Source organism: Pseudomonas sp. Tri1, assembly GCF_017968885.1.
Lineage (GTDB): Bacteria > Pseudomonadota > Gammaproteobacteria > Pseudomonadales > Pseudomonadaceae > Aquipseudomonas.
Genome location: NZ_CP072913.1, coordinates 5742417 through 5755370, shown reverse-complemented (window position 1 = coordinate 5755370; position 12954 = coordinate 5742417). Strand labels below are relative to the sequence as shown.

Below are 12954 nucleotides of genomic sequence, written 5' to 3'. Positions count from 1 at the left end.
CATCTCCTCCCTGAAGCGTGTTAAGCGGCGCGATCCGTGCGCCGTATTCCAAAACAACCGTACACGCGGCGGTGGTTTGTTCTAGCGTGTACAAGCAGGTATAGCCGACGGCAACGGAGGGCACCGATGGATCTTCGTACAAAAGGTTTCACGCTGATTGAGGTGGTGGTGGCCCTCGGCGTGATGCTGATCCTGATCACCCTGGCGGTGCCGGCGTTTACCGGATCGATGCAGAGCACCAAGGCCGATACCGAGATCAGCGATCTGCGCCGGGCGCTGAACTTTGCCCGAATGGAAGCGATCGACCGTGGTGTCACCATTCGGATTCGCCCCACGACCCAGGGCGGTGCCTGGAGCGGTGAATTGATGGTGTATGACAACACTGGCAATCCGACCACCCCGACCAATGTATTGCGGGTTGTTCCAGCGATGGGCAGCGGCGTCACTCTGACGCTAACCTCAGAGGTGACCAACATGGATTTCAACAGCCTTGGCGGGTTGTCGGCCCCGGCTACGCCAGTGAGCTTCAATTATGTAAGGGGGGCGCAGAGTCGGACGCTGAGTGTTTGCCTCAATGGAAGAATCGTTTTGGGTGGAAGTTGCGGATGAAGGATTGCAGTAACAAGGCACAGGGGGGCATGACGCTGATCGAAGTGCTGGTGGCGGTGCTGATCCTCGGCGTGGGTTTGCTGGGGGCGGCGATGATTCAGCTCAATGCCCTCAAGTACACCGACAGTTCGCGCATGACCAGCCAGGCCAGTTTCATCGCCTATGACATTCTGGACCGCATCCGCGCCAACTCCGGTGCCGACTACACCGTCACGCCGCCCAGTTCGCCGAACCTCAACGTTGCTCGCGACCAGGACCTCTACGATTTCAAGACCAACATCATTGCCTTCGGCGGCGCCACGGCCACCGGCACCATTCGGCTGAACCAGCGGGTCTACACCATCACCATTTCCTGGGACGACGACCGCGCCGCCAACACGTCCGACGCGGCCGAGGCGCGACGCAGCTTCGTGCTGACCAGTCGTGTCGCTGTCGACCCGGTGGGGACACCGCCTTGAACAAGTATTGCCGGGGATTCGGCCTGATTGAATTGATGATCGCGCTGGTGCTCAGCCTGATCGTCGTGCTGGGCGTGGTGCAGATTTTCATTGCGGCCAAGAACACCTACATCAGCCAGGGGGCGGCGGCGGTGATGCAGGAGGACGCCCGGTTCGCCTTGAGCAAAATGGTCCAGGAACTGCGCATGGTGGGCATGTTCGGTTGCCTGGGGACCATTACCGATGCTTCCTCGGCGGGGGACTTCAATGCCAGCCAGATCACGCCGATCCGCTGGGACAACACCAACCTGAAACTGACCCTGGTGACAACGGATGTCGGCGGTGGTGGTGGCGTACCGACCTGGACCGTCGTCTCCGATTGCCGCACCTCGGCAACCGCCTACACCGGAGTACGGGTACCTGCGGCCGGGCAGACGGCGTTTCCGATACGACGGCTGATCTACAGCTTCAGCAATAACCAGTTGCTGATGGGCACTGGTGCCGGTAACCCGACCCTGGCGGTGCTGGTGGACAACGTCCGAACCTTCAACGTGACTTTCGGCGTAGCCAGCAGCGCGACGGACATCGCGGCGTCGAGCTACAGCAGCAATCCAACTGACCCTGCACTGATTCGCAGCGTGCGCCTGACCCTGACGCTCTTTGATCCGAAGAACGCCGTGCGCGAGCAGACCTTCAACGTGGTTGCCGCTTTGCGCAACCGGCTTTTGTGAGGGGGCGACCGATGAATCCGAACGCCATTGCACACCGCCAGCGCGGCATGGCCTTGCTGGTCAGCCTGGTTTTCCTGCTGCTCCTGACCCTGATTGGCCTGTCGTCGATGCAGAGCGCCACGCTCCAGGAAAAGATGACCAGCAGCGTCATGCTGCGTAACCAGTCTTTCCAGATCGCCGAGGCGGCGTTGAGGATCGGTGAGAGCGCGGTGCAGGTCGAGACCTATTCCTTGCCCGTCTGTACCAGCACGGCCCAATGCGCGCCGCCGCCTGAATCGGCGACCGTTACGGCGGCAGGACGCTATTCATCCTCTGGGGTGACCTGGGTCGCCGCTGGTGGTGGGTTTTATGGCGTGCAGAACATCGGCACCACGCTCGCAGCGGTCAATGTGCCGGTCAATACTTCGGCGACGCTGTACCGGATCACAGCGGTGGCGGTGGTGGGCAACAACCAGCGCAGCGTGGTGGAGAGCATCTATGCGAAATACTGAGGCTCGCCGAGGCTGGAGAGCGATGGTGTGGGGGGCGTTGCTCAGCCTTTACCTGATGACCCCGGCCTATGCGTTCACGCCTTCGGACTCGCCGTTACTGAGTGCCGCCGCCGTTACCCCGAACGTGATGCTGCTGATCGATGACTCGGGGAGTATGAATAATATTATCTGGGCGGCGGGGTTTGATCCGAATGTCTCGCGCCCAGCTGTCAATAACTGTAACTCCAGCAACAGCTGTTCCGGCGGTGTGACGCTGGATCCAGACGATGGCAACGTTCTGTTGGTCAGCCTGTTCCGTGGAGGTTGCACGAGCGGTTGGTATGGTTTCTACCGGGGTAGCCTAGGCCGTGTCTGCCTGCGCTTGCCGGACCCGGTGGGCGGTGGCAACACCCGCTATACCACCAAATACCTGGCGTATCTGCTGACCTTGGCCAACGGCTCGAACCGGGACTTCACCACCGGTACGATTCCCAATGATTATCGAATCAACGTGGCGCGGGATGTGTCCAATGACCTGGTCACTAATAACCGCGCCTTGCGCATTGGCCTCGCGACTTTTAATCCACCCAACAGCAGCAACTCCGGACCTGGGGGCTACATCGCCCGTTCGGTCAGTGACCTTTCGCCGGTCAGCGGCAGCGTGACCCAGACCCAGGCCAACAGCAACTACACTGCCCTGATCAATGCGATCAACGGTTTGGGCGCTGTGGCGAATACGCCGCTGGCCGAGAGCTACTACGAAGTCACCCGTTATTTCAGGGGGATGGCACCGTACTACAACAGCACGCCGACCACCTATACCAGCCCGATCCAGTACCGTTGCCAGAAAAACTTCGGCGTGGTGATCACTGACGGGTTGCCCACCTATGACCGCACGTTTCCCACCAACGATCCGCTGGGCGGCTCCCGCCTGCCGAACTGGGATAGCGGTATCAGCGGCAGCAATAGCGATGGCGCCGATCTCAATGGTGATGGTGAGGGTGACACGCTGTACCTGGACGACATCGCCAAGTTCGCCTTCGACATCGACATGCGCTCCACTGGCACCGACGCCACCGGCCAGAGTTGGAACGCGACGGATTTTCCCCGGCAGTACCTCAATACCTACACTGTGGGTTTTACCGCCACCAACCAGATGCTGTCCGACGCCGCCCGCTATGGCACAGGCAAGTATTACCAGGCGACCGACAGCGAGGGTTTGAACGATGCCCTGTCATCAGCCCTGAGCGACATCACCTCCAAGGCCGGGTCCGGAGGTGCTGGCACCACCAACGCCGCCACGGTGTCCAGCACCTCCAGTTATTATCAGACCACCTATGACCCCAAGGACTGGCGCGGCACCATCCGGGCGTTCGGTTTCACCGCGGCAGGCACGGTCAACAGGGCTGCGGCGCAATGGACCACCGACACGGCCATCGTGCCCGGCGCCACGGCGCCGATTTATCAGTCGTGGAATACCGTGACCAATGCGCCTGTGACCCTGGCCTACGCTAATTTGTCACCCGCCCAGCAAACCAGCCTCAACCAGAACCTGCCCACGGGGATTACCGGCAACGATCTGGTGGAATGGAGCAAGGGCGTCAATAAAACCGGCTTGAAGGTGCGCAGTGTGTTGTTGGGGGACATCATCAACTCGCCACTGGTGCTGGCATCGCCTAATGAGCAGACCGCCGCGGATTTGCTCAACGACACCAGCTACAGCGCGTATCTGACGACCAAGGCGACGAACATGAGCGCCAACCTGGTGGTGAACGCCAACGATGGTTTTTTCAGTGTCATCAACAGCGCCAACGGTACGCGGCGTTACGCCTATATGCCGTCGAGCGTGCTGCCCTCGCTGGTGAACATTGCCGACACCAATTACGTCAATGGCGTGAGCCACAAGTTTTTGGTGGACGGCCAGATCGGCGTATTCGACACGCAGTCGGGGAGCGCTTGGAAGACGGTGGCGGTGGGCGGCACTGGCGCCGGAGGCAAGACGTTTTTCGCGGTCCAGTTGTTCGATGCGGCGGCGGGCAATGCACTTCGGGCGCTGTGGGAAATCAGCGCACCGGCCGTTGCCAACACGGCCAACGTCTTCAATGATCTGGGCTACGCCTACGCCCGCCCCGAAGTCGCCCGCCTGGCGGATGGACGCTGGGCGGCGTTCATCTCTAATGGCTACGGCAGCAACAGCGGCGTGGCGGCGCTGTACGTGGTGGATATCCGCGACGGTTCGTTGATCCGCAAAATCGTCATCAACAGCAGCGACACCAATAACGGCCTGTCGTCGGTCAAGCTGCGGGTCAACTCCCAGAATGTCGTCCAGGCAGCGTACGGGGGCGACTTGAGAGGGCGGATGTGGAAGTTCGACCTCAGTGGTACTTCCCCGACCACATGGGGCGTAGCGTTTTCCGGCCAGCCGTTGTTCACCACGTCCGGTGGCGCGACCCAGCCGATCACCGTTCAACCGTTGCTGGCAGCCAATCCCCAGGGCGGTACCCAGGTGTTTTTCGGCACCGGCAAGTTCAACGAAACGGCGGATAAACTCAACAAGGACCTGCAAGGGTTCTACTCGATATGGGACGCCACCGGCGGTGCCGGGCAAATCACCGTGTCGAACCTGCAGGCCCAGTCGATCACGGGGGTGTTCTCAGGCAGTACGGGGCAGTTCGTGACCACCAGCCAGACCGACGTGGCTTATCCTTCGAAAAAGGGCTGGTACCTGCCCTTGGTGTACAACAACGTGCTGACCGGAGAGCGGGTGATCAACCCGGCCAATCTGGTGAGCGGGCGGGTGGTCTTTACCACCGCTGCCGTCGACACCACCGACCCTTGCGCCAGCTTCGGTACCGGCAAACTGATCGAGTTGGATGCGTTCAACGGTAAGATGCTCAATTATGCGGTGCTCGATACCAACGGTGACGGCACGATCAACAGCTCCGATACGATTTCCAGCGGGGTGGTCTTCACGGGCGGTATCCCGACCTTGAGCGCCGTGGTTAGCGCCAGCGGGGCCACCAACATGATCGTCAATGACTCCAGCGGCAACATCACCGAGCTGCTGGAAAAATCCGTGGGCGGTAGCCGTCGCATCATGTGGCGACAAATACAGTGAGAGGTAAGGCATGCGCAGATCCAACCGGGGTTTCACCTTGATCGAAATCATGATCGTGATTGCGATCATCGGTATCGTGATCACCGTCGGCTATCCGAGCCTGACCGAATACATGAAGAAGGGGCGGCGTACTGAAATCGCTGGGTTGCTGTCGCAGCAGGCGCAGATTCTCGAGCGTTATTACTCGAAGAATAACGTCTACACCAACGCGACCGGTCTGAGCGGCGGCAACGATTTCTATACCATTACCCAGACACTGGCGGACCAGAGCTTCACGCTGACCGCCGTGCGCAAGAGCGGTTCGTCCATGGCCACGGACAAGTGCGGTGATTTCACCATCAACAATACTGGCGTACGGGGCATGATCAACGCCGCCGCCGGGCTGACCGCCAAGGATTGCTGGGGTCGCTGAGTTTCTTTGTTCGGGCGCACCCTTGCGCCCTTTGTCTTATGAGTCGAATCAGAACATGACCAGGCAACAGCAAGTGGTGATTGTCGGCGGCGGAGTCATTGGCCTGCTGACTGCGTTCAATCTGGCGTCCGAAGGGCAGCGTGTGGTGCTGCTGGACCGTTCCAGTGTCGGCCAGGAATCGTCCTGGGCTGGCGGCGGTATCGTGTCTCCTCTGTATCCGTGGCGCTATAGCCCGGCGGTCACAGCGTTGGCCCATTGGTCGCAGGATTTTTATCCACAACTGGGCGAGCGTTTGTTCGCGGCGACCGGGGTCGATCCGCAAGTGCATGTCACCGGGTTGTACTGGCTGGATCTGGACGACCAGGAAGAAGCGCTGGCCTGGGCCGAGCGGGAAGGGCGTCCGCTGCGGGCTGTGGATATCTGCGCTGTCCATGAGGCGGTGCCGGTGCTGGGCACGGGGTTTTCCCGGGCGATCTACATGGCTGACGTGGCCAATGTGCGTAATCCCCGACTGGTCAAATCTCTCAAGGCAGCGTTGCAGGCGCTACCCAATGTCACACTTCATGAGCACTGCGAAGTCAGTGGGTTCATCCGTGATGGCGGGCGAGTGGTGGGTGTGCACAGTTCGGCCGGTGAAATTCGTGGCGATGAGGTGGTACTGGCCGCCGGTGCCTGGAGCGGCGAGTTGCTCAAGACATTGGGCTTGAAGTTGCCGGTCGAGCCGGTCAAGGGCCAGATGATTTTGTACAAGTGCGCGTCGGATTTTCTGTCGAGCATGGTTTTGGCCAAAGGGCGTTATGCGATTCCGCGTCGTGATGGGCACATTCTGGTTGGCAGTACGCTGGAGCGTGAGGGGTTCGACAAGACTCCGACCGATGCTGCGCTGGAGAGCCTGAAGGCTTCGGCGGTGGCACTCATTCCGGAGCTGGCCGATGCTGAGGTGGTCGGGCACTGGGCTGGGCTGCGGCCTGGATCGCCTGAAGGCATTCCTTATATCGGCGAGGTGCCGGGGTTTGCGGGGCTGTGGTTGAACTGTGGGCATTATCGCAATGGGTTGGTGTTGGCGCCGGCGTCGTGTCGGTTGTTTACGGATTTGATGCTGGGGCTTGAGCCGGTGATTGATCCTGTGCCTTATGCGCCGGCGGGGCGCTTATAACGTTCGGTTTTGATACTGCTCCTTTACTCCGATCCAACTGTGGGAGCGAGCTTGCTCGCGATGGCGGCCTGACAGCAGGCCTTGTTGATCGAGTACATATCCATTGCTGCGGTAACGGCTACTTAGGGTTCCGCTCTTACAGCGGGTCACTTTTGGAAGAGCGCCAAAAGTAACCAAAAACGCTTTGCCCCACCACTCGGTGCCTCGCCTAGGCTCGGCATGCCCGAACGAAGGCATTGCTCCGTGGGCCGCCGCGAAGGGCCATCCATGGCCCAGCGCGGCTACCTCGGCATCCATGCCGAGGTGCCCACTGCGCAATACCTTCGTTCGGCCATCGTGGTTAACGGGGCGCCGAGATCAACGTCCACCGCGAGGCGGCCTAGTAGCCGACCTGGTTCTCCTGGTCGTACACCCGTCAAATCTGTGGGAGCAAAGCTTGCTCGCGAAGACGGCGGTACATCCAAGGCTGATGCAAGCTGATCCACCGCCATCGCGAGCAAGTTTTACTCCCACAGGGATTTGCAGTGGCCGAAAATCTGTAGATTGTCACCGACCCAGTGTGGGAGCGAGCTTGCTCGCGAAGGCGGCGTTATAGCCGACCTGTTTCTCCAGCTGTGCCCCCGAACCAATTGTGGGGCTGTTCGCGAAGGTGACAGTACAGTCGATGAATATGTTGAATGCTCCAGCCTCTTCGCGAGCAGGCTGGCTCCCACAGGAGAAACGCGGTCTCACCAAGAGTCAGGTCGGCTATAAGGCCGCCTCGCGGAGGACGTAGATTTTGGCGCCCCGTTAACCACGCTGGCCGAACGCAGGCATTGCGCAGTGGGCATCCCGGCATGGATGCCGGGATAGCCGCGCTGGGCCATGGATGGCCCTTCGCGGCGGGCCCACGGAGCAATGCCGGAGTGAGGGCATGCCGAGCCTAAGCGAGGCACCGAGTGGTGGGGCATAAAGCGTTTTGCTTACTTTTGCGCTTCTCAAAAGTGAGCCGCCGTAAGGGCGGAACCGCCAGCAGCCGTTATCGAAGAAACGGATATACACACCGCCCTTACAGCTGACCAGACTTTGTGGGAATGGTCGGACAAGGTCCTAATTCAAACCGAATTTTCCGACGAGTTCCGGCGGTTGCCGGGTGGGAAGGGCTCTGGCTAACCTTCTCCTGTCGCTGCCAATTCAGCGACCGGGCGTCGCGGCCCGAAAACTTGGTAATCCATTCCCCCTTTGGAGTACCGCAATGTGTGACAAACCTTCATCACCTTCAGAAACCAATAACGCTTCTTATGACACCGGCCTTAACTCGAAAGAACTCGATGAAGCCGCCAAACGCGCCCTCGACTATTACCTCGGCCCAAAGCCTGAAGCCAAAAAGAAACCCGCCTCAAACCAGCTATTCACTGTCGTGGACAGCATCGACACCGAATGCCTCCTCACCAACCTCAGCGAAACCCTGGCCTCCGCTAACGCAACGGTCAGCGACCTGGCCTTCGAGCTCGAAGGCTCGCGGCGACATGTTGCCTTGGGGGTACAGCAGTTGATTGAGCTGAGCGAGTTGTTGGCCAATCGAGTACTGGATAAACAGGTGCCGGTGGCGCAAGGCTAGAAGAGTTGCCAAGGCAAACACAGAACCTGTGGCAAGGGAGCTAGCCCCCTCGTCACAGGGGTTAGCGTGGCTTCAACGCCGCGGCTCAATCCAACCCCAACTTCTTCAACCGATACCGCATCGACCGAAACGACAACTTCAACCGCTGCGCCGCCGCCGTGCGGTTCCAGCGGGTTTGTTCCAGGGCCTGGAGGATGAGCTTGCGCTCGACGTCTTCCAGGTAATCCTCCAGGTTGTCGACCTGCATCAAATCCGGGTTGCCCGCCTCGCTGGCGCTGTTGCCCTCGGCCAGGCGCAGGTCGACGGCTTCGATCTGTTGCTGTTCGCAAAGGGTGTAGGCACGTTCGAGCATGTTTTCCAGTTCGCGCACGTTGCCCGGGAAGCGGTAATTCCTGAGGGCGTCCAACGCTTGGGGATGCAACCTGGCCGGTGGGCTGCCGGTGTTGGCTGCCAGGCGCTGGAGCATGTGGTTGGCCAGCGGCTCGATATCTTCACGGCGCTCACGCAACGGCGGGACCCGCAGTTCGATGACGTTCAGCCGATAGTACAGGTCCTGGCGAAAGCGCCCGGCGGCCACTTCGCCGTCCAGGTCCTTGTGGGTGGCGCAGAGGATGCGTACATCCACCACTTCTTCCTGCTGGCCGCCCACGGCGCGTACGGCCTTTTCCTGGATCGCTCGCAACAGTTTGACTTGCATCGCCAGGGGCAGATCGGCCACTTCATCGAGGAACAGCGTTCCGCCGTGGGCGGCCTGGAACAGCCCGGGTTTGTCTTCGATGGCGCCGCTGAAGCTGCCTTTTCGATGGCCGAAAAACTCGCTTTCCATCAGCTCGCTGGGAATTGCCCCGCAGTTGACTGGCACAAACCCCTGGCTGGAGCGGGGGCCTTGTTCATGGATCAACCGGGCGACCAGTTCCTTGCCGCAGCCTGACTCGCCGCTGATGTACACCGGTGCCTGGCTGCGGGCGAGCTTTTCGATCTGTTTGCGCACGCTGCGCATCGGTGGAGAGTCGCCCAGCAGGCAGCGCTCGATGGTGGCGACCGGCGTGGCGACCGGCGGTAGGCGCAAGGCGCTGGTGACCAGTTCTCGCAGCCGGCCCAGGTCGACCGGTTTGGTCAGGAAGTCGAAGGCCCCGGCCTTGAGGGCGTCGATGGCGGTTTCCAGGCTGCCATAGGCGGTGATCATCGCCACGGGGAGTTGGGGGTAACGTTGCTGGATATGTTGAACCAGTTCCAGGCCAGTGCCATCGGGCAGGCGCATGTCGGTCAGGCACAGGTCGAAGGCTTCGTCCGTCAGCAGGGCTTGGGCCTCGGCAAGGTTCTTGGCGCTGCGGGTGTCGAGTTTCATCCGGCCCAGGGTAATGTCCAGGAGTTCGCGGATGTCCGGTTCGTCATCGACGATCAGGATTCGTTGCCGTGAGCGAATATTCAAATCTGTTTCCGTCCGTGAGCAAAAGTGATGCGAAAGCAGCCGCCGCCTTGGCGTGGTTTGAAGTCTAGGCGGGCCTGGTTGCTTTCGCACAGCTCACGGGACAGATAGAGCCCAAGGCCGGTGCCCTGGCTGCTGGTGGTAAAGAAGGGTTCGAACAGATGCGCCTGTTGCTCTGGCGTCACACCAGGACCGTTATCGATGATGTCCAGGGTGGACAGCTGGCTGTGGGGATCGATAAACAGTTTCAGCCAGGCCTCGGCCTGTTCATGGGCCATTGCACTGTGGCGCCAGGCGTTGCGCAGCAGGTTGTCGAGCACTTGGGTGAGTTGGTCGGGGTCCATCAGCGTGGTGTAGTCGCCTGGGTCGATGCTCAAGTGCAACTGCTGGTGCTCGGCAGCGTTTTCGCGGGCCTGACGGACAAACTGCTCGAGCCAGGCCCGCAGGTCCAGGCGTTGGGGCGTGGTCTGCTGGCGGCGGGACAGTTGCAAGACGTTTTCAATGACGCGATTCATTCGTTGGGAGTGATCTTGAATAATCTGCGTCAGACGTCGATCCGCGTCGTTCAGTTCCTCGGATTCGCGCAGCAATTGCGCTGCATGGCTGATCGCCCCCAAGGGGTTGCGGATTTCATGGGCGATGCCCGCGGTGAGGCGCCCGAGGGAGGCGAGTTTCAGTTGCTGGGCCTGCTGGGCAACCTGGGCCAGGTCTTCAAGGAATACCAGGATCTGCTGCTGATCGTGATGCCCCAGGGCGATGAAGCTCGGTTGCAGGGTCAGGCCTGTGCCAGCCACGGTCAGGCTGGGTGGGCGCAGGCTGGGGTTGTTCAACCACAATTGCAGGCGTTCGACCAGGGCGGTGCAATAGTCATCGATCCGCTGGCCGACCAGGTCATGCATGTCTAGCAGGTTCAAAGCGCTTTCGTTGGCCAATTGCACGCGCCGCTCGCGGTCGAGGACCAGGATGCCGGTGCGCATGCGTTGCAGGATCAGTGCATTGAGCGCTTCGAGGCCGATCACTTCGCTGGCCCGTTGCTCGGCCAGGGTTTCACTGGCTTCCAGTCGCCGGGTCAGGCCTTGTACCAGCAGGGCGGCGGCAAAACACAGTGCTCCCAGGGTGCCAGCTTGCAGATAGCTGCTGGGACGGTTTGAGTCGCTCAGGCCGAGGAAGAACGTCGACCCGACGATACCGATCGTGGCGACAGCGGCGATCAACAGGCCGACCCGGCCTCGCAATAGCGTATTGCCGATGGCTACCGAGACGATGAGCAGGTTGCCGATGGCACTGGGCACACCGCCTGCGGCGAAGAACAGCCACGAAAGCAGTAGTACGTCGGTGAGTGCCAGGCCGAACAGTCGGGCAGGGCGGCGAGTGTTCTCAAGGAACACCACCAGCAGGATGTTCAGCACCAGGTACAACCAGCTACCGCTGTGCAGCAGGTCGTCGTTGGCGAACTCCAGCAGGCGATTGTCCAGTTTGCTGGAGATCAACAGCACCAGGGTGATGCCGATGCTCAGGCGATACAGGTGATAGAGGCGCAGCAGGCGCTGCGCCTGTTTGACGCGGGGGCTCGAGGCCTCAGCGATCACGACTGCCCGGGCCTTGCTCGAGATGAGCCTGGCTGCAGTACCACTGTTGTTCGAGAGCCAGGGCCCGGTCACGTGGCAGGTGTACGCCGCAATGGGCGCAACGAACCATGGGCGGTGCGTCTTGTTCCTGGGTAGGACGTGAGGTGCGACCGTTGTTTTTCATCCCGCGAAAGATCCATATGGCGGAGGCAACGACGGCGAACAGAATCAATAGACGAAGCATGATGGGCGGCTTTTTGGCGAGTGATCAGGCAGTTTAGCCAAGGACTGGAACGGCGCACAGCGCAATAAAAGCCAGGCACAAAAAAGGGAGACCGCTGGGTCTCCCTTTTTGCTGATGGCTTGGCCTCAGTCGAACAGGCCGAAGGTCAGGTGGCTGAACCAGGAGCGGTCGCCGGACTCTTTCTCAGGCTCTTCTTCTTCGATCACGTCGCCATTTTCGTCCTTGGGCTTGAGCTCGTTCGGAATGGCTTCCTTGGCATCCTGGAACTGACGCTGCACGTCCTGGTTGGCGCGGGTTTCGCCCGGCGGCAGGGGTGGGCGGGATTCGATCAGGCCCAGGGTCGCCTTGCTCAACCACGAACGGTTGTCGGCTTCGTCGACCCGTGGGGTGAACTGGCCATCAACCAGGGAAGGGTGATCCGGGTAGTTCAGCTTGAGGGTTTCCAGGCTGGTGGCCGCCAACTCGTCCAGGTGCAGGCGCTGGTACGCTTCGGTCATTACTGCCAGGCCGTCGCCCACCGAAGGGGTTTCCTGGAAGTTCTCTACCACGTAGCGGCCACGGTTGGCGGCGGCGACGTAGGCCTGACGGGTCAGGTAGTAGTCGGCCACGTGGATTTCGTAGGACGCCAGCAGGTTGCGCAGGTAGATCATGCGCTGCTTGGCATCCGGCGAGTAGCGGCTGTTGGGGAAGCGGCTGGTCAGCTGGGCGAACTCATTGTAGGAGTCGCGCGCGGCACCCGGGTCACGCTTGGTCATGTCCAGCGGCAGGAAACGCGCCAGCAGGCCAACGTCCTGGTCGAAGGAGGTCAGGCCCTTGAGGTAATAGGCGTAATCGACGTTCGGGTGCTGCGGGTGCAGGCGAATGAAACGCTCGGCGGCGGATTTTGCAGCTTCCGGCTCGGCGTTCTTGTAGTTGGCGTAGATCAGCTCCAGTTGGGCCTGATCGGCGTAGCGACCGAACGGATACCGCGACTCCAGGGCCTTGAGCTTGGCCGTGGCGCTGGTATAGCTGTTGTTGTCCAGGTCGTTCTGCGCCTGTTGGTACAGCTCGACTTCGCTCAGGTTTTCGTCTACGACTTCCTTCGACGAGCAAGCAGCAGTCAATGCGAGGATGGCGATCAGCAGCAGGTGTTTCACTTGCATGGCGGCTTGCGTCCCTATGACGGCCGCTGTCTTGGGCG

General features: G+C 60.7%; 12 protein-coding genes. 8 read left to right on the top strand and 4 right to left on the bottom strand.

The annotated features are described in order from the left end of the window. Positions 1 to 126 precede the first annotated feature (126 nt). The 8 genes from J9870_RS25030 to J9870_RS24995 all read left to right on the top strand — a co-directional run bounded on the left by J9870_RS25030 (position 127) and on the right by J9870_RS24995 (position 8533). Positions 127 to 609: a GspH/FimT family pseudopilin gene (locus tag J9870_RS25030; RefSeq protein WP_210641025.1), complete on the top strand. Its 483-nt coding sequence runs from the start codon at positions 127 to 129 to the stop codon at positions 607 to 609. Beyond that, on the top strand, positions 606 to 1067 hold the full coding sequence (gene pilV, locus J9870_RS25025; protein WP_210641022.1) for a type IV pilus modification protein PilV: 462 nt from the start codon (positions 606 to 608) through the stop codon (positions 1065 to 1067). The genes J9870_RS25030 and pilV overlap by 4 nt, the downstream gene beginning before the upstream one ends. Beyond that, positions 1064 to 1777 carry a prepilin-type N-terminal cleavage/methylation domain-containing protein gene (locus J9870_RS25020; RefSeq protein ID WP_210641020.1) on the top strand — a complete coding sequence of 238 codons (714 nt, stop codon included), beginning with the start codon at positions 1064 to 1066 and terminating at the stop codon, positions 1775 to 1777. Before pilV ends, J9870_RS25020 begins: the two co-directional genes overlap by 4 nt. Positions 1778 to 1788: 11 nt before the next feature. Then, a complete protein-coding gene (locus J9870_RS25015; protein WP_210641018.1) occupies positions 1789 to 2268 on the top strand; it encodes a PilX N-terminal domain-containing pilus assembly protein in 480 nt (159 codons plus the stop codon). Then, positions 2255 to 5365, top strand: coding sequence for a PilC/PilY family type IV pilus protein (locus J9870_RS25010; protein WP_210641016.1), 3111 nt, complete (start codon positions 2255 to 2257; stop codon positions 5363 to 5365). The genes J9870_RS25015 and J9870_RS25010 overlap by 14 nt, the downstream gene beginning before the upstream one ends. Before the next feature lie 10 nt (positions 5366 to 5375). Next, positions 5376 to 5777: a type IV pilin protein gene (locus J9870_RS25005; RefSeq protein ID WP_210641014.1), complete on the top strand. Its 402-nt coding sequence runs from the start codon at positions 5376 to 5378 to the stop codon at positions 5775 to 5777. A 55-nt stretch (positions 5778 to 5832) separates the two neighbouring features. Continuing rightward, positions 5833 to 6933: a glycine oxidase ThiO gene (gene thiO, locus J9870_RS25000; RefSeq protein WP_210641012.1), complete on the top strand. Its 1101-nt coding sequence runs from the start codon at positions 5833 to 5835 to the stop codon at positions 6931 to 6933. A 1234-nt stretch (positions 6934 to 8167) separates the two neighbouring features. Continuing rightward, positions 8168 to 8533 carry a DUF6124 family protein gene (locus J9870_RS24995; RefSeq protein ID WP_210641011.1) on the top strand — a complete coding sequence of 122 codons (366 nt, stop codon included), beginning with the start codon at positions 8168 to 8170 and terminating at the stop codon, positions 8531 to 8533. Between the two features lie 85 nt (positions 8534 to 8618). Here the strand turns inward: J9870_RS24995 and J9870_RS24990 are convergent, their stop codons facing one another. From J9870_RS24990 to J9870_RS24975, 4 genes are all read right to left on the bottom strand, one after another. Continuing rightward, positions 8619 to 9965 (bottom strand): sigma-54 dependent transcriptional regulator, encoded by a 1347-nt coding sequence (locus J9870_RS24990; protein ID WP_210641009.1) that lies wholly within the window; start codon positions 9963 to 9965, stop codon positions 8619 to 8621. After that, complete coding sequence (locus tag J9870_RS24985; RefSeq protein WP_210641007.1) at positions 9962 to 11551, bottom strand: ATP-binding protein; 1590 nt, start codon at positions 11549 to 11551, stop codon at positions 9962 to 9964. The genes J9870_RS24990 and J9870_RS24985 overlap by 4 nt, the downstream gene beginning before the upstream one ends. Then, positions 11541 to 11774 carry a PP0621 family protein gene (locus J9870_RS24980; protein WP_135847227.1) on the bottom strand — a complete coding sequence of 78 codons (234 nt, stop codon included), beginning with the start codon at positions 11772 to 11774 and terminating at the stop codon, positions 11541 to 11543. The genes J9870_RS24985 and J9870_RS24980 overlap by 11 nt, the downstream gene beginning before the upstream one ends. 125 nt (positions 11775 to 11899) lie before the next feature. Then, complete coding sequence (locus tag J9870_RS24975; RefSeq protein WP_210641005.1) at positions 11900 to 12916, bottom strand: outer membrane protein assembly factor BamD; 1017 nt, start codon at positions 12914 to 12916, stop codon at positions 11900 to 11902. Positions 12917 to 12954: the final 38 nt, after the last annotated feature.